At 67.0% G+C, this 17,197-nt stretch carries 15 protein-coding genes; 10 read left to right on the forward strand and 5 right to left on the reverse strand.

All coding sequences use genetic code 11. The features are described 5' to 3' along the window. Positions 1-213 precede the first annotated feature (213 nt). The 7 genes from AC3WT0_RS14595 (at position 214) to AC3WT0_RS14625 (ending at position 8,456) form a co-directional block, all read left to right on the forward strand. Positions 214-348, forward strand: coding sequence for a hypothetical protein (locus AC3WT0_RS14595; RefSeq protein WP_492754149.1), 135 nt, complete (start codon positions 214-216; stop codon positions 346-348). A gap of 61 nt (positions 349-409) precedes the next feature. Then, a complete protein-coding gene (gene msrA, locus AC3WT0_RS14600; RefSeq protein ID WP_492754150.1) occupies positions 410-1,093 on the forward strand; it encodes a peptide-methionine (S)-S-oxide reductase MsrA in 684 nt (227 codons plus the stop codon). A gap of 57 nt (positions 1,094-1,150) precedes the next feature. Then, positions 1,151-1,765 carry a TetR/AcrR family transcriptional regulator gene (locus AC3WT0_RS14605; RefSeq protein ID WP_492754241.1) on the forward strand — a complete coding sequence of 205 codons (615 nt, stop codon included), beginning with the start codon at positions 1,151-1,153 and terminating at the stop codon, positions 1,763-1,765. Between the two features lie 377 nt (positions 1,766-2,142). Beyond that, positions 2,143-2,523, forward strand: coding sequence for a hypothetical protein (locus tag AC3WT0_RS14610; RefSeq protein ID WP_492754151.1), 381 nt, complete (start codon positions 2,143-2,145; stop codon positions 2,521-2,523). Continuing rightward, entirely contained in the window at positions 2,520-3,800 is a 1,281-nt protein-coding gene (locus AC3WT0_RS14615; protein WP_492754152.1) for an efflux RND transporter periplasmic adaptor subunit, read from the forward strand. Before AC3WT0_RS14610 ends, AC3WT0_RS14615 begins: the two co-directional genes overlap by 4 nt. A 25-nt stretch (positions 3,801-3,825) precedes the next feature. Continuing rightward, complete coding sequence (locus AC3WT0_RS14620) at positions 3,826-7,008, forward strand: efflux RND transporter permease subunit (protein WP_492754153.1); 3,183 nt, start codon at positions 3,826-3,828, stop codon at positions 7,006-7,008. Positions 7,009-7,019: 11 nt separating this feature from the next. Then, positions 7,020-8,456: an efflux transporter outer membrane subunit gene (locus AC3WT0_RS14625; protein ID WP_492754154.1), complete on the forward strand. Its 1,437-nt coding sequence runs from the start codon at positions 7,020-7,022 to the stop codon at positions 8,454-8,456. Between the two features lie 9 nt (positions 8,457-8,465). Here the strand turns inward: AC3WT0_RS14625 and AC3WT0_RS14630 are convergent, their stop codons facing one another. The 4 genes from AC3WT0_RS14630 to AC3WT0_RS14645 all read right to left on the reverse strand — a co-directional run bounded on the left by AC3WT0_RS14630 (position 8,466) and on the right by AC3WT0_RS14645 (position 13,285). Further along, positions 8,466-9,635 carry a hypothetical protein gene (locus AC3WT0_RS14630; RefSeq protein WP_492754155.1) on the reverse strand — a complete coding sequence of 390 codons (1,170 nt, stop codon included), beginning with the start codon at positions 9,633-9,635 and terminating at the stop codon, positions 8,466-8,468. Beyond that, positions 9,635-9,937 carry a PadR family transcriptional regulator gene (locus tag AC3WT0_RS14635; protein ID WP_492754156.1) on the reverse strand — a complete coding sequence of 101 codons (303 nt, stop codon included), beginning with the start codon at positions 9,935-9,937 and terminating at the stop codon, positions 9,635-9,637. Before AC3WT0_RS14635 ends, AC3WT0_RS14630 begins: the two co-directional genes overlap by 1 nt. A gap of 97 nt (positions 9,938-10,034) precedes the next feature. Continuing rightward, the gene (locus AC3WT0_RS14640; RefSeq protein WP_492754157.1) at positions 10,035-12,053 is read right to left on the reverse strand and encodes an amidohydrolase family protein; all 2,019 of its coding nucleotides are present in this window, start codon (positions 12,051-12,053) and stop codon (positions 10,035-10,037) included. A gap of 53 nt (positions 12,054-12,106) precedes the next feature. After that, positions 12,107-13,285 (reverse strand): phospholipase D-like domain-containing protein, encoded by a 1,179-nt coding sequence (locus AC3WT0_RS14645; protein ID WP_492754158.1) that lies wholly within the window; start codon positions 13,283-13,285, stop codon positions 12,107-12,109. A 121-nt stretch (positions 13,286-13,406) separates the two neighbouring features. Between AC3WT0_RS14645 and rpoZ the strand changes: the two genes are divergently transcribed. Beyond that, on the forward strand, positions 13,407-13,748 hold the full coding sequence (gene rpoZ, locus AC3WT0_RS14650) for a DNA-directed RNA polymerase subunit omega (protein ID WP_492754159.1): 342 nt from the start codon (positions 13,407-13,409) through the stop codon (positions 13,746-13,748). A gap of 227 nt (positions 13,749-13,975) precedes the next feature. On the opposite strand, the gene AC3WT0_RS14655 is transcribed toward rpoZ, so the two are convergent. After that, on the reverse strand, positions 13,976-14,449 hold the full coding sequence (locus tag AC3WT0_RS14655) for a winged helix-turn-helix transcriptional regulator (RefSeq protein WP_492754160.1): 474 nt from the start codon (positions 14,447-14,449) through the stop codon (positions 13,976-13,978). Between the two features lie 135 nt (positions 14,450-14,584). Here AC3WT0_RS14655 and AC3WT0_RS14660 point away from each other — a divergent pair, with 135 nt between their 5' ends. Then, complete coding sequence (locus AC3WT0_RS14660) at positions 14,585-14,899, forward strand: CC_3452 family protein (protein WP_492754161.1); 315 nt, start codon at positions 14,585-14,587, stop codon at positions 14,897-14,899. A gap of 139 nt (positions 14,900-15,038) precedes the next feature. After that, positions 15,039-17,135: a RelA/SpoT family protein gene (locus AC3WT0_RS14665; RefSeq protein WP_492754162.1), complete on the forward strand. Its 2,097-nt coding sequence runs from the start codon at positions 15,039-15,041 to the stop codon at positions 17,133-17,135. Positions 17,136-17,197: the final 62 nt, after the last annotated feature.

Here is a 17,197-nt window from a genome sequence, read left to right on the forward strand (position 1 = left end):
ACCCCACCCGGCCTCCCACAGAGTGTATCCTGGATGGGAGGCCGGGTGGGGGAGCGGGCCGGCGCCGCGCCTCAAGCAGCAAAGCTGAACCGCGCCCGACGGCGTGGTTCAGCTTCGGGCAACGCGTGGCGGTCCACTGCGGCCCGGCAAAGGGTGCGGGTCGGGCGGCGCGGCGTCGTCAGACGGCCAAGACCAGAATATGGGATTATGACCGTGGCCAGTTTCGTGCGTTCGGATGTCTTCCGCAATTTCCTCGTCGGCTTCGCGCTCGGCCTTGTCGGCATCGTGCTGTGGGTGCCCGATGCGCACGCCCGCGTGACGACGGCGATCGAACGGATCATTGCCTGAGGCGTAACGCCTCCCCATCTTCTGACGAACAGGCGGGCATGTTCGTTCGGAGTATTTGACGATGAAGCGCTCGACCCCCTTCGCCATCGCAGCTTTCGCCGGCATTGCCGCAGGCGGGCTGGCTGCCGCATTCGCGCCGGTGAGCGCCGCAACCGCAGTCGCCATTCCTGCCGCCGCCGCCGATGTCGTCGGCGCGAAAGGCCTCCAGACCGCGATTCTCGCCGGCGGCTGCTTCTGGGGCATGGAAGGCGTGTTCGAGCATGTCCGCGGCGTGCGGAGCGTCACCGCCGGCTATGCGGGCGGCGAGGCGCGCACTGCCAATTACGACGCCGTATCGACCGAGCGCACCGGCCATGCCGAGGCGATCAAGATCGTCTATGATCCCGCGCAGGTCAGCTACGCCACGCTGCTGCGCATCTATTTCGCCGTCGCGCACGACCCGACCCAGCTCAACCGGCAGGGGCCGGACAGCGGGCCCAGCTATCGCTCGGCGATCTTCCCGGCCACGCCCGATCAGGCAAAGGTCGCCCGCGCCTATATCGCGCAGCTCCAGCGCAGTGGCAGCTTCAAGGCGCCGATCGTGACGAAGATCGAGCAGGGCGGATTCTTTCCCGCCGAGGCGTGGCACCAGAATTATCTCGACCGCAATCCCGACTCGACTTACATCCGTGTCAACGACCTGCCCAAGGTCGCGGCGCTGAAGGCGGCGTTCCCGACGCTTTATACGCCGAAAAGCGCGGCCTGAGGCGATTTGCGTCTGGAGGGTGACATTCGTCGCCCGACGCACTATGTACCGACCGGTATGGAAAGCGGCTGCACCTTGCCGACCCCGAAGGGGCGCCCGCGCGCGTTCGACGTCGAAGAGGCGTTGGGCGCTGCGCTGCGCGTCTTCTGGCGCAACGGCTATGAAGGCGCGTCGCTGGCCGAGCTAACGGCGGAGATGGGCATCACCAAGCCCAGCCTCTACGCCGCCTTCGGCAACAAGGAAGCGCTGTTCCGCAAGGCGCTCGATCTCTACGAGCGCGAGAAGCTGGCTTATGTTGGCAAGGCGCTCGAGGCGCCGACCGGGCGCGGAGTGGCCGAACGGCTGATGCGCGGCGCGGTCGAGATGCAGGCGAGCAGTTGCGACCCCAAGGGTTGCCTCGGCGTCATTGCCTCGCTGTCGTGCAGCCCGCAATCGGAATGCATCAAGGAAGAGGTGCTCGCGCGCCGCGCCTCGTCCGACGCTGCTCTACTCGCGCGTTTCGTTCGCGCGAAGGACGAAGGCGATCTGCCCGCCACGGTCGAGCCGCAGGCGATCGTCAGCTATCTGACCGCGATCCTCCAGGGCATTTCGGTGCAGGCGAGCGGCGGGGCGACGCGCGCGCAGCTCGACCAGCTGGTCGACACGACGCTCGCCATCTGGCCGGGGCGCTGAACCCCGCGCCTGTGGCGCAGGATATGCGCGTTTCTGCCGGTTTCCTGATCTCCTAAAGCCTCGCTTTAGACCCCTCTCGACAAAATTATACCCAGCGGTATAAAAAGGGTTGACGCAACGCAGCATCATTTTATATACCGATCGGTACTGAATGGTCAGCCGCGTCGGTGCGGCCCTCGGCACGGAGGACGCGTCATGCAGCAGATCGGTAAATTGGCGATGCGGTGATGGCCTAGGCCTGATCCGGGGCGGAATCACCCGCTCTTTCGACAACAGGGATTTCATAGTCGGGCGCTTTCGCGCCGGTGTTTCGTCGCGCCCGTCGCAGGGCGCCTGGACGGCGCTGGCGTTCGCCTTTTCCGCCAAGGGGAAAGCCAATGGCCTTCATCGATTTCGATCCGACACGCCGCGATGCCTTTGCCGCACCCCGCCTCGCGCCGGAACCCGTGTTCAACGACACCGAATGGCAGGTGATCTCGCTTGCCCGTGGCGACAGGCTCGCCAGCCTGCGCCCCGAAGGCAGGCTCGAACGCTGGGGGGCGTTGCTCTTCGGCAAGCGCCCCAATCCGCGCCTCGCGGACCCGCGCCTCGAAGCGCTGCGCCGCATGGCGGTGCTCGCCTGGCGTCGCGGCTGGTCGCTCCCGCTTTCGGAGTTCGAGGCGTTCGAGCGCGCCGGCTTCTTTTCGCACCATCTCGAAACCCTCTTCGCCGCCATTCGCGGCAACCTGCTCACGGCCGATCGGAGGGCCGCGCTATGAACATGATCACCAAAATCGATTCCGCCGACGCGACGGGTCAGGCCGCACCGGCATCGCGGCTGGCGCGCCTCCCGCGCTGGCAGCGCGGGGCGCTGTTCGCCGCTCCCCTCGTCCTCGTCGCCGGCGTGGGGCTGCACTATGCCACGCGCTCCAGCGCCGAAGTCGCGCCCCCGCCGCCGCCGGCCGTCACCGTGGCGACGCCGCTGGTCCGCACGGTCAGCGAGTGGGACGATTATATCGGCCGCTTCGCACCGAGCCGGACGGTCGAGATCCGCCCGCGCGTCTCGGGCGAGGTCGTAGCGGTCCATTTCCGCGACGGCGACGTCGTCAGGCAGGGCCAGTTGCTGTTCACGATCGACCAGCGTCCCTTCGCCGCCGCGCTGGCCGAGGCGCGCGCCAATGTCGCCAGTGCGCGCAGCGCGCTGGCGCTTGCCCGCGCCGATCTGGGCCGCGCCCAGCGCCTGATCGCCGACGAGGCGGTCTCGGCGGGCGAGGTCGATGCGCTGCGCGCGCGCGTCCAGGCGTCCGAAGCGGCGCTCGCCGCCGCCGATGCCCGGCTCCGGACCCGTGCGCTCGACATGGAGTTCACCCAGGTGCGCGCGCCGATCGCCGGCCGCATTTCCGATCGCCGCGTCGATCCGGGCAATCAGGTCGCGGGCGGCGAAGGCACCAGCGGCACGCTGCTGACCACGGTCAACGCGCTCGATCCCATCTATTTCAGCTTCGACGGCTCCGAGGCGCTCTATCTGAAGACGCTGCGCAATCGTCAGCCCGGCGGCCCGGCGGCCCCGGTCGAGATCCGCCTGCAGGACGAGAGCGGTTATAGTTGGAAGGGCCGGCTCGACTTCACCGACAATGGGCTCGATCCGCGTTCGGGCACGATCCGCGGCCGTGCGATCATCGACAATCCCAAATATTTCCTGACCCCCGGCATGTTTGGCAACATGCGGCTCGCCAATGGCGGGCAGGTGAAGGCGCTGCTCGTCCCCGACGCCGCGATCCAGACCGATCAGGCGCGCAAGACAGTGCTCGTCGTCGATGCGAAGAACGACGTCGCGGCTAAGGAAGTCCAGCTCGGCCCCGTGGTCGACGGGCTGCGGATCATCCGCTCGGGACTGAAGCCGTCGGACCGCGTGGTCATCGTCGGTGTCCAGATGGCGATGCCCGGCGCCAAGGTCAGCCCGACTGCGGGCCGCATCGCGCCGCAGACGCAGGCGAGCGCCGCCGCCGACGTGGCGACCCCGACCTCCGGCGAGGCGACCTTCGCCACCCATTGATCCCTCTCGGAAGAGGACGAACATCATGCGCTTCTCGCGCTTCTTCATCACGCGGCCGATCTTCGCCGCGGTGATCGCGATCATCATCACCATCATTGGTGCGATCGCCTATCTCGGGCTGCCGGTGTCGCAATATCCCGACATCGTGCCGCCGACCGTGACCGTCACCGCCAACTATCCCGGCGCCAATGCCGAGACGGTGGCGGAAACCGTCGCCGCGCCGATCGAGCAGGAAATCAACGGCGTCGACAACATGCTCTACCAGTCGTCGCAATCGACGGGTGACGGCAAGCTGGTGATCACCGTCACCTTCAAGATCGGCACCGACCTCGATGCCGCGCAGGTGCTGGTGCAGAACCGCGTCGCGGTCGCGGTGCCGCGCCTGCCCGAGGACGTCCAGCGCCTCGGCGTGGTGACGCGCAAGACGTCGCCCGACTTCCTCATGGTCGTGAACCTCGTCTCGCCCGACAACAGCCTCGATCGCGGCTATATCTCCAACTATGCGCTGACCCAGGTGCGCGACCGGCTGAGCCGCGTCGACGGCGTGGGCGATGTGCAGCTTTTCGGTTCGCGCGACTATTCGATGCGCGTGTGGATCGATCCGGGCCGCGCTGCCGCGCTCAACCTGACGGCGGGCGACATCGTCCAGGCGCTGCGCGCCCAGAACGTCCAGGTCGCCGCCGGCACGCTCGGCCAGCCGCCTTATGCGCAGGGCAATGCCTTCCAGCTCAACGTCGAGACGCAGGGCCGCCTCGTCGACCCGCAGCAGTTCGCGAACGTCGTCATCCGCACCGATGCAGACGGGCGTCAGGTGCGCGTGTCCGACGTGGCGCGGGTCGAGCTTGGCGCGCAGGATTATGGCTCCAACACCTATCTGAGCGGCAAGCCGACCGTCATCGTCGCGGTGTTCCAGCGCCCGGGATCGAACGCGCTGGCCGCCGCGCAAGGCGTGTCGGCGGCGATGGACGAGCTGAAGACGCGCTTCCCCAAGGGGCTCGACTATAGCGTCATCTACAATCCCACCGCCTTCATCTCGCAGTCGATCGACGCAGTGAAGCACACGCTGTTCGAGGCGGTGCTGCTCGTCGTGCTGGTGATCCTCGTCTTCCTGCAGAAATGGCGGGCGGCGATCATCCCGGTGGTCGCGATTCCCGTGTCGCTGATCGGGACCTTCACGATGCTCGCGGCGCTCGGCTATTCGATCAACAACCTGTCGCTGTTCGGCATGGTGCTGGCGATCGGCATCGTCGTCGACGACGCGATCGTGGTGGTCGAGAATGTCGAGCGCAATCTGGAGCGGGGCCTGAGCCCGCTCGAGGCCGCGCGCGTCTCGATGGACGAAGTGGCGGGGGCGCTCGTTGCGATCGTGCTTGTCCTGTGCGCGGTGTTTGTCCCGACGCTGTTCATCACCGGCCTGTCGGGCGCCTTCTACAAGCAGTTCGCGGTGACGATCTCGACCGCGACGGTCATCTCGCTGCTGCTGTCGCTCACGCTCTCGCCCGCGCTTGCGGCGATCCTGCTGCGCGCCGAAACGCATGACGAGAATGCCCCGCGCTGGAAGCAGTTGCTCCAGCGCGCCGGCGATCGCTTCAACCGGGGGTTCGAGCGGCTGAGCAACGGCTATGCCGCGCTGACCCGCCGGCTGGTCACGCGGCCGAAGCGGATGATGCTAGCCTATGGCGGCCTGATCGCGCTGACCATGGGGGTCTTCTGGGTGACGCCCACCGGCTTCATCCCCGCGCAGGACCAGGGTTATTTCCTGACCGTGATCCAGCTGCCGCCGGGCTCGTCGGTCGAGCGCACCGATGCGGTGATGCGCAAGGTCGCCGCGCGCATCCTGCCGGTCGAAGGCATCAAGGGCGCGGTGATGCTCGCGGGCTTCGACGGCCCCTCGCAGACGCTCGCTCCCAACGCCGCCGCTGCCTATTTCCCGCTCAAATCGTTCGAGGAACGCGAGAAGCTGGGTGTCAGCTTCGCCCAGATCATGGACGAGGCGCGCAAGCGGACCGCCGACATCAACGAGGCCCGCCTGCTCATCGTGCCGCCGCCGCTGATCCAGGGCATCGGCTCGGCCGGCGGCTACCGGCTGATGGTGCAGGACCGCGAAGGACGCGGTTATGTCGAGCTGGGCAAAGCCGCCTACGACCTGATCGGCAAGGCCAACCAGACCCCGGGGCTGGCGCAGGTCTATACCTTCTTCGAGACCGCGACGCCGCGCATCTTCGCCGACATCGACCGGCGCAAGGCGGATCTGCTCGGCGTGCCGCCGCAGCGCGTGTTCGAAGCGCTCCAGGTCTATCTGGGATCGGCCTTCGTCAACGACTTCAACCTGCTGGGGCGCACCTACCGCGTCACCGCGCAGGCCGATGCGCCCTTCCGCAACACCACGGCCGACATCGCCAATCTCAAGACCCGTTCCGACAGCGGCGCGATGGTTCCGATCGGCAGCGTCGCGACTTTCCAGGACAAGACCGGGCCATATCGCGTCGTGCGCTACAATCTCTATCCGGCGGTCGAGGTCGATGGCGACACAGCGCCCGGCTATTCCTCGGGCCAGTCGCTGGTGACGATGGAGAAGCTGGCGGATTCGACGCTGCCCAAGGGCTATGGCCACGAATGGACGGGCATCGCCTATCAGCAGAAGGCGGCGGGCAGCACGGCCGCACTCGTCTTCGGCATGGCGGTGGTCTTCGTCTTCCTCGTCCTCGCCGCGCAATATGAGAGCCTGACGCTGCCGCTCGCGATCATCCTGATCGTGCCCATGTGCCTGCTCGCGGCGATGGCCGGCGTGAACCTGCGTGGCATGGACAATAATGTGCTGACGCAGATCGGGCTGGTCGTGCTCATCGCGCTTGCCGCCAAGAACGCGATCCTCGTGGTCGAGTTCGCCAAGCAGGCGGAGGAGGAAGACGGGCTGTCGCCGGTCGAGGCCGCCGTCCGCGCGGCGCAGACCCGCCTGCGGCCGATCCTGATGACCAGCTTCGCCTTCATCCTCGGCGCGGTGCCGCTGGTGATCGCGAGCGGCGCGGGCGCGGAGCTTCGCCAGGCGCTCGGCACCGCCGTCTTCTTCGGGATGATCGGCGTCACCGGCTTCGGCCTGATCTTCACGCCGACTTTCTACGTCGTGTGCCGGGCGCTCGCGGAGCGCCTGGCCCGCCACCGCCCGCGTCCCGATGCGGCACCGGCGGCGCTGCAGCCCGCCGAATAGGAGCGGAAACCATGTCTCACCTACGTCCCTTGTCGCTCGTTGCGGGGCTTCTGCTTTCGGCCTGCGCGGTCGGCCCCAATTATGTCGCGGCCCCGCCGCCGCCTCAGACCGCCACGGGCGGATTTGCGGGCTCCGCGACGCCGCTGGTCAGCGATGCCGCAGCCAGCGACCGCTGGTGGCAACTCTACCGCGATCCCGTGCTCGACGGGCTGATCGAGGATGCGCTGAAGGCCAATACCGACATTCGCGTCGCCGTCGCCAATCTCGAGAAGGTCCAGGCCAATCTGCGCGAGACGCGTTCGGACCGGTTGCCGAGCACCAATATCGGCGCCGGCGCCAGCTATGGTCGCCTTCCCGAAAGCCAGCGTCCGATCGGCGCCAAGCGCGAGGATTGGCAGGTCGATGTCGGCATCGACGTGGCTTATGAGGTCGACCTGTTCGGCCGGGTGAAGCGCAATATCGAGGCTGCGCGCGGCGATGTCGCGGCGGCGGCGGGCGATGCGGACGCCGTGCGCGTCTCGGTCGTCGCGCAGACGGTGGGCGCCTATACCGATGCGGCGGCATCCGCCGAGCGGCTGGGCGTCGCGCAGCATGTCGTCGAACTGCTCGATCAGTCAGTGACGCTGACCACCAAGAGGTTCGAGGCCGGGCGCGCCACCAAGCTCGACGTCGTGCGCATCGCGGCGCTGCGCGACCAGCGCCGGGCGCTCGTCCCGCAACTGATGGCGCAGCGGCAGGCGGCGTTGTTCCGCCTGGCGACATTGACTGGTCGCGCGCCGCAACAGCTTCCTGCCGCCGCCGCCGAGCGGACGACAACGCCGCGCCTCGATCAGCCGATCCCCGTCGGCGACGGGGCAGCGTTGCTGGCACGCCGGCCCGATGTGCGCGCGGCCGAGCGTCGCCTTGCCGCCTCGACGGCGCGGATCGGCGTTGCGACCGCCGATCTCTATCCGCGCATCACGCTCGGCGGGTCGGCGGGGTCGAGCGGCCTCGGCTTCAGCGACCTGTTCGGGGGCGGGCCGCTGCGCTGGCTGCTCGGGCCGCTGATCAGTTGGTCCTTCCCCAATCAGGAAGCGGTGCGCGGGCGGATCGACGCCGCGAAGGCCGATTCGCGCGGCGCGCTCGCCGATTTCGACGGCACCGTGCTGCGCGCGCTGGAGGAGACCGAGACGGCGCTCTCCAACTATGCGCGCGAGCTCGATCGGCGCGAAGCGTTGAAGAGCGCGCGCGACGAGGCCGAGTCCGCCGTGCGGATCACCCGCGCACGCCAGCGCGAAGGCACGATCGACTTCCTCGAGCTGCTCGATACGGAACGGACCTTCGCCGACGCCGAGGCCGATCTGGCGGCCGCCGATGCGCGCATCGCGACGGCGCAGGTCAGTCTGTTCCGTGCGCTTGGCGGCGGCTGGCAGCAGGCGGATGCCGCGACCAGCGTCGCCGCGCGTTAGAAGGCGGGATCAGGCGAGATAGGGCAGGTCGGCCGGGAAGCCGTGCGGCTTATCGGCTTGCACGGCTTCCGGCGCAATTCTCCCGTTTTCACCCGAAACAACGACGTCGATGCTGCGCGGCAGACCGATGAGGCTGAGGACGTAGCCGATGATCGCGCTGCCGCCATAGCCGACAAGTGGCGTGGGATAATTGCCCAACGCCGCTGCGGCGATCGTCGCCAGCCAGACCGCACCGAAGGTCAAATAGACGTCGTGGCGATCGGCGTCGCGGAGCCAGCCGATGACGGCAGGCAGGACCATCAGCACGGCCCCGGCGACAACGGCCAGCCCGGCGAGCGGGTGGACATCGAACGACGAATAGAAGATCCGGTCGACGAACGGCATGGCCGGCTGGACGTCGGCGCGCGCCAGCGTGACGGTCAGGCCGATCACGGCGCCGGCGAGCGCAACCAGCGTGCTGCGTTTGGGCCGCGCAATGGCAAGCGCGGCCATGCCGGCCGCCAGCGCCCCCGCCACGGCGCGATCGGGCTGGAGTGCGAGTGCAAGTGCCGCGATGACGATGCCGGTGGCGGACAGCGCGTCACGGCCGCGCGCGAAACCCACCGCCAGCGCCGGCAGAAGGATCAGGCTGGGCTGAATGGAGAGGCCGCCGATCGAGATCCAGCGCGTCGCGCCGCCGACCGTGACGCCGAACAGGCTGGTGAGCAGTAGGGCGAGGCCAAGCGCGAGATTGATCGGGCCAGGTTCGAGGCGTCCGCTGCGCGCGCTGGCCAGCGCGGCCGCCGCAAGCGCGAAGCCAAGGACCAGTGCCGCCGCATTGATCGCCAGATAGCGCATCGGCGCGCCGCCCGCCGTCATATAGGCCAATCCGAGGCCGGTCGCGCCCGTCGCGCAGATCGCCGCGATGCGGCGCGGGCTTTGGAGCAGATGAGTGTCGATCGGCACGGTCGGGTCTCCCTCGCTGAGTGATGTGCCGAGCGGCAGGCGCAGCGGCAGGATGATATGCGCCAGCGCCGCTTCGCGCAGCGCGCAGCCAAGGCAGCCCAGTGCGAATTGCAGTGCGGGGCCGTCGCCTTCGACGGCGTCGATCTCGCCGCGCATCGCAACGCCCCAGTCGCGCAGCGATGCCGGCAGCAGCAAGGCGGCGAGGCGGACGATGGCCGTGGAAAGGACGCGCATCAGGCCGGCTTCCCGATCAGGCCGGTATCGGCGCGCAGCGGTGGATTCTGCTGCGCCAGCGCAAGGCCGCTCGCGGTCAGCCGATAGGCGTGTCGCGGCGGGCGGCCGGGGTCGCTCGGCGGCAGCCATTGCGCCTCGAGATGCCCCTGCCGCTCGAGGCGGATGAGCAGCGGGTAAAGCGTGCCGGACTTGATGCCCGCCAGGCGGCAAAGCTCATAACCGTGCGACCAGTGCGGACCGGCCTCGGCCAGCGCGGCAAGGACGTTTCGCGCGACGGGCGAGGGGGATCGGGTGCGGATCATGACTCTAAATCTACCTATGTAGATTTAGAGTCAATCGCCAACTGTGCAGGGCGTGAAACAAGGTAGGCCGACCCCGCCGGCCTCCCACATCATCGTTTTATTTTGCGGCCGGCAGCGTCACCTTGGGTGCGGCGACGAAGGGCTTGATGCCGAACTTCGGATAGACCTCGCTCGGGAAATAGACGGTGCCGTCCTTCACCACCATGCTTATCGTCTTGATCGCCTTCAGCTCCCTGGTGGGGTCGCCGGGGATCAGGAAGAAGTCGGCCAGCTTGCCTTTCTCGATCGACCCCATCGTCTGATCCTGTCCGGTATAGGCCGCCATATCCCATGTCGCGCGCTTCAATATCTCGGGCGCCGTCATGCCGAAGCTCTGATAGAGTTCGAGCTCGCGGTGATAGGTGAAGCTGCCGCCGGTATCGGTGCCGGGGACGATGAAGGTCCCCTGATCGTGGAGCAGCTTCAGCGTCGCGACGATCTTGTCATAGGCGCCGCGATAGGCGGCATCGTCGCCCGGCGCGGAGGTATCGATCAGCGCTTTCTTCGCGCCGCGCTGCCAGCCGATCGGCATATTGTCGATATAATCGACCGCGCCCGGCGGGGTCTGGCCGTCGCGATTCTTGAGCAGCATCTCGTGGATGCCCAGCGTCGCGTCGATCGCGGTCTTGTGATCGACCATCAGCTTCATCGTCGTCTGCACGCGCTCGCTGCCGAGATCGAGCGCAGGGAGGCGCTTGAGCGCGGTCAGGCGGAACAGCGTGCGCGTATCCTCGTCGGGCTTGATCACCCATTGCAGCATGAACTGGTTGATGTGCGTCACCTCGTCGAAGCCTGCCTGGATATTGGCGTCCTCGGTCGAGAAGGCGGGCACATGCCCGGCGACGCGCATCCCCAGCCGGTGCGCTTCCTTGACCAGCGCCGGCACCCATGCCGGGTTCATGCTGTTGTAGCTCTTGATCTGCCAGAAGCCGCGCGCGCCGTACCAGCGCACTGCGTCGATCGTTTCCTGCTCGCTGTTGACGAGGATGCCGTTGTTCGCGCTGAACGGGCTCTTGCCTTCGATGAAGCCGCTGCGGATCACGTGCGGGCCGCCGATGATGCCGGCGTCCATCCGATCGATCAGCTTGGCGAGCACGGCGTTGTCATTGCCCATGTCGCGCACCGTGGTGATGCCCGCCATCAGATTGAGCAGCGCATCATCCTGCCCGAGATGGCCGTGCATCTCGTACATGCCGGCGACCAGCGTCCCGCCCGCGCCGTCGATCAGCACTTCGCCGGGGGTGGCGGGCTCGTCGATCGGTTCGACCGCGGCGATCGTCTTGCCGGCGATCAATACCGAGACGGGATCGGTCAGCTTCGAGGTCCTGGGGTCGAACAGCCGGACATTGCGGATGCGCACGGGGGCGTCGTAATTATGCGCCGTGTCCCTCTGGATCGCGACATAGCGGTCGGTCGACCATTTGGCGGCCAGCTCGCGCAGCCGCACTTCCTCCCCCTCATAGCCTTCGCGCACAATCGCGAAGCTGGGCGACAGATAGGCGATGAACGCGCCCTTGTTGTCGAGCAGGAAGGTGTCGGGGGTCAGGTCGATCCCGCTTAGCGTATAGACGGTGCCGGTGATCGCCCCGCCCTTGCCGTTGATCGTTAGCGGCTCGCCCTTGTCGAGCCGCAGCGTGCCGCCGGGCAGTGCGGGCATCTGGCGATCGGCATCCTTCAGCAAGGCGCGGGCATAGAGGCCGAGCGCCCAGGGGCTGCCGACCTGCGCGACATAGATGCTCGGTTCCTTGACCGTCGCCTTGCCGGGGCCGACCGCGTCGTTCCAGCTGGCGACCTTGCCCTTCAGCACGAAGCTCTCGCTCACCTTGCTGCCGAAGGTCGTGGTGCCGCTGATGTCCCAGCTCGTCGGCAGCCCGTCCTTGCCGAGCGTCAGCGCTTCCTTCATCGTCGGCCCGCGCCCGTTATTCTTATAGTCGAAATCGATCGCGGTCCTGTCGCCATTGGTGTCGGAGGTGAGATGACCGACGACCTTCGACCCGAAGATCACCGAAAAACGCTCGGTCTCCGCCTGCGCGGCGGCGGGGATGAGCGAGGCGGACAGGCTGAGCGCCAGGAGCATGCTGATTTTCATGGGCGCGATATAGATCATGCCCGCAAGCGCCTGACCAGCGCCTATTCCCCGGCGCCGCCGACGCCGATGTTGAGCCGGCGCGTGACGTTGTAGTCGAGCACCGCGACGATGAAATAACAGCCCATCCAGCGCAGCCGCATGAAGGCGTTGGCGGGCCCCGCGACATCGGCCAGTCGCCATTCGCGGCTCTGCGCCAGCTCTTCCTCGAAATAGGTGCGCATGCGGGCGGCGAAGGTCGCGTCCTCGACCGAGAGCATGATCTCCATGTTGAGATAGAGGCTGCGCATGTCGAAATTGGCGCTGCCGACATGTACGCGATCGTCGACGATCATCAGCTTGGTGTGGAGCTTGGTCGGCTGATATTCGAACACGCGCACGCCCTTGCGCAGCAACCCGGCGTAGGTGAAGCGCGCCGCGCCGATCGTGGTGCCGTTGTCCGATTTGGCGGCGGTCATGATCCGCGCCGTCCCGCGCGTGCCGATGCGGTCGATCCGCCGCAGCATCGAAGGGTTGGGAGCGAAATAGGCGGCGGCGAGATCGAGGCGACGGGCCTGCTGCAGCTCGCGCTTCACCGCGCGCGCCCAGGGATTGAGGCGGCGCGTCGGGCCGCCGAGCAGCCAGTGGACCTGGCCCTGTTGGGTGCCCCACCGGCGCAGCGCGCGACGCAGCCGGCGGATGCGCGGGCGCGGATGACGCGACCAGGCGGCCAGCATGTCGAAATAGCTGGCGAGCGGCTGCGCGGCGGGGCCGTCGATCCGCAATCCGAGATCGCGCCAGCCGCCTTCCTCGACGCGGCGGAAATAATCATCCTCGATATTGAAGCCGCCGATGATCGCGCATGCCTTGTCGGCCAAAGCGAGCTTCTGATGATTGCGGAGCAGATAGCGGCGGCCGAGGCGCGGGATGAAGCAGCAGAAATCGACGCCGGCGGCGACGAGCGGCGCGAAGAAATGCTTGCCGCAGGCGTCGCCGCTGCCGAAACCGTCGACGATCAGCGAAACCTTCACGCCGCGATGCGCCGCCGCCTCGATCGCGTCGCGGATGCGCAACCCCGAATGATCGGCGGCGAAGGTGTAATAGAGCAGGCGGAGCGACTGCTTCGCACCGTCGATCAGATCGACCAGCGCCTCTATCCGCGCGGGGCCGTCAGTGATCAGGCGCAGGCGATTGCCGTCGATCAGATGGCTGTCATCGTCGGTGCGCGCGGCGTCGTCGATCATATGCGGGGCATGGAGTGACGCGCGGGCACACGCAAGCCCGTGCCGCCATCATTGACATGGGCGGGGTGCATCGCTACCTGAGCCGCCTTCCGTCCATCGTGATTGAGTCTTGGGAGCGGCTATGGCGCGCGTTACCGTTGAGGATTGTGTCGACAAGGTTTCGAACCGGTTCGACCTGGTGCTGGTCGCCGCCCAGCGTGCGCGCCAGATTTCAGGCGGCGCCGATCTGACGCTCGACCGCGATCGCGATAAAAACCCGGTCGTCGCGCTCCGCGAGATCGCCGAGGAGACGGTTCTGCCCGAGGATCTGCGCGATGCCGTGATCCAGGGCCTGCAGCGCGTCCAGATCGACGACGAGGATGCCCCCGACGCGATCGGTTCGCTCAGCCAGTCGGCCGAGGCGCTTCGCCTCACCGCCGCCGCGCCGCCGCGCAACCAGAATCTCGGCGCCGATTACGAGTGATTGGCCCGAAGCCCCTCCCGAAAGGCGAGGGGCTTTTTGTTTGAGCTGCATTCGTGCCGCGATGTAGCCGGCAGGCGTCATTGCGCTGCTGTCCCGTCATTGCGAGCGCAGCGAAGCAATCCAGGCTGGCGCTCGACATCGTCTGGATTGCTTCGCTGCGCTCGCAATGACGGGGGCTGGGCATTGCCGGCCCGCCGGTTTCGAGAGCCGTTTTGCGGTCGGCGCTTTTACTCCGCCGCCTGCGGCAAAAGATCGGCGCGGTCGCGGAAGCAGAGATCGCCCCATTCGAGCGCGCGGCCGTCATGCGCGCAGACGCGGATCGGCTGGACGGGCTCGCCGTCGCGCTTGTCGACCAGCACGGGGTTCGACGGGCATTTGGTTTCCCAGCGCTCGCCCCATTGCCTGAGCGCGATCATCGTCGGCAGCAGCGCTTCGCCCTTGCTGGTCAGGCGATACTCGACCTTGCGCCGATCATCGGGGCAGGGCAGCCGTTCGAGGATGCCGGCGTCGACGAGGCGCGTCAGGCGATTGGCGAGGATGTTGCGCGCGATGCCGAGGCTCGACTGCATTTCCTCGAAATGACGCAGGCCGTTGAAGGCCGCGCGGAGCAGCAGAAAGGACCAGCGTTCCCCCATCGCCTCAAGCGCGGCGGGGAGGCTGCATTCAAGCGCAATCTGCTTCAAAGGCTCGCGAAGTCCCATGGCCGCCAAGGTTAGTCCAAGCGCGCGGCGACGCAATCGCAAAATGACAATATCGTTTCATCCGAAAACTTGACGGCGTAAACTTTACGCTGTAAATATCGAATCACCCTCCCCAGTGGCAACAGGAATAGTTCGATGCTTCGTCACCTCGCTCTCGCGGCTGCCTTCGCGACGTCCTCGCTGCTCGTCGCCGGCGCGGCCTATGCCCAGCCGACCAATGCCTATTACAGCGCGACCCCGGCCAGCGCGCCGGCCGCCGGCCGCACCATGATCCGCGGCCAGGTGTGGACCTGCGACGGCCAGTCGTGCACCGCAGGACAGGGCGAAAGCCGCCCCGCGATCATCTGCGCGGTCGCCGCACGCGAGCTGGGCCAGCTCACCGCCTTCACCGCCAATGGCGTGGCGCTCGACGCCCCCAATCTCGACAAGTGCAACGCCCGCGCGAAGTAAAATCGCGCGGGGCCGGTCGCGGCCCGGCGGATCCTCCCAACCGCCTGATCGCGACCGGCACCCCAATTCCACCGCTTCGGGGCCTGCGGCAGCGTGAAACCAGTTGCAAAGCGCCCCGGCCAGACCCCAAATTGCGCGCGTGCTGCGCCAATATGAACTTGTAGAGCGTGTAAAACGCTATGATCCCGACGCCGACGAGGCGTTGATCAATCGTGCCTATGTCTTCTCCATGCAGGCGCATGGCAGCCAGAAGCGGGCATCGGGCGATCCCTATTACAGCCACCCGATCGAGGTGGCCGGCATCCTGACCGACCTGCATCTCGACGACGAAACGATCGCGACCGCGATCCTCCACGACACGATCGAGGATACCGTCGCCACCTATGACGATATCGAGCGGCTGTTCGGCGGCAATGTCGCGCGGCTGGTCGACGGCGTCACCAAGCTGTCGAAGATCGAGGCGCAGACCGAAAGCGAGCGCGCGGCCGAGAATCTGCGCAAGTTCCTGCTCGCCATGTCGGACGACATCCGCGTGCTGCTCGTCAAGCTCGCCGATCGTCTCCACAACATGCGCACGCTGCACTTCATCAAGGACGAGAAGAAGCGCCGGCGCATCGCCAAGGAGACGATGGATATCTATGCCCCGCTCGCCGAGCGGATCGGCATGTACGAGTTCATGAACGAGATGCAGACGCTGGCCTTCCAGCAGCTGGAGCCCGAGGCCTATGCCTCGATCACGCGCCGGCTGGAGCTGCTCGAGGAAGGCGGCGGCGACCGCATCGCACGCATCTCGTCGGGGCTGAAGCTGCTGCTCAGCCGCGGCGGCGTGGATGCCGACATCAGCGGGCGGCGCAAGCGCCCCTATTCGATCTGGCGCAAGATGCAAGAGCGCCACATCAGCTTCGAGCAATTGTCCGACGTGATGGCCTTCCGCGCGATCGTGCCCACCACCGAGGATTGCTACAAGGCGCTGGGGGTGATTCACCGGCGCTGGCCGATGGTTCCCGGGCGCTTCAAGGACTATATCTCGACGCCCAAGCGCAACGGATATCGCTCGCTTCACACCTCGGTGATCCACGCCGAGAATATGCGCGTCGAGATCCAGATCCGGAGCGAGGCGATGCATGCCGAGGCCGAATATGGCCTCGCCGCCCACTGGGCCTACAAGCAGAGCAGCCATAAGCCCGACAGCCAGGCCGGGTGGATTCGCGACCTCGTCGAAATCCTCGAAAATGCCGACAGCCCCGAGGAGCTGCTTGAGCATACCCGCATGGCGATGTATCAGGATCGCATCTTCGCCTTCACGCCCAAGGGCGAGCTTTATCAGCTGCCCAAGGGATCGACGCCGGTCGATTTCGCCTATGCCGTCCATACCGATCTGGGCGACACGGCGGTGGGCGCGAAGATCAACGGCCGCGTCGTGCCGCTGCGCACGCCGATCGCCAACGGCGATCAGGTCCAGATTCTGCGGTCCAAGGCGCAGGAGCCGCAGCCGCAATGGATCAATTTCGTCGCGACGGGCAAGGCGCGCGCTGCGATCCGCCGCTTCGTCCGCCAGAAGGAACGCGGCGAAAGCATTTCGCTCGGCCGCAAGCTCTACGACGAGATTATCGCGCGTTTGCCGGCGCAGCTTGGCCAGGAAGCGCTGGCTCAGGCGCTGAAACGCCTGAAGATTGAGGATGAGCCGACGTTGATGATCGGCATCGCGCGCGGACAGGTGAGCGACGCGCGCCTCATGGAAGCGCTGATGCCGGGATCGACCGGCGGCGATCTGGGCGAGCTTGAAAAGGCGCCGCCGCAGCGCGAGGCCATCTCGATCAAGGGGCTGACCCCCGGCGTCGCCTTCAGCCTTGCGCCTTGTTGCCACCCCGTTCCGGGCGACCGCATCGTGGGCCTGCGCCGCCCCGATGCGCCGATCGAAGTGCATGCGATCGGCTGCCCGACGCTGGCCGAGGCTGCCGATGCCGACTGGATCGACCTGTCGTGGGGCGACGGATCCGACGGCGCTGTCGCGCGGCTTTCGGTCGTGCTCAAGAATGAGCCGGGATCGCTGGGCGTGATGGCGGGCATATTCGGCGCGCACAAGGCGAACATCCTGAACCTGCGCCTCGACAATCGCGACGGCGGCTTCCACAGCTTCCTCGTCGATCTCGAAGTGCACGATCTGCAACATCTGACACGGATCGTCGCGGCGCTGAGGGCGGCCGACGTGGTGAGCACCGCCGAGCGACTCTGACATGCGGGCATAGGGGCGCGGACTGGCGGGGAGCGGACTGGCGCCGCCCCAAAAGCGATTCT

The sequence above is a fragment of the Sphingomonas sp. EU05-FHT14C10 genome, from assembly GCF_058790595.1.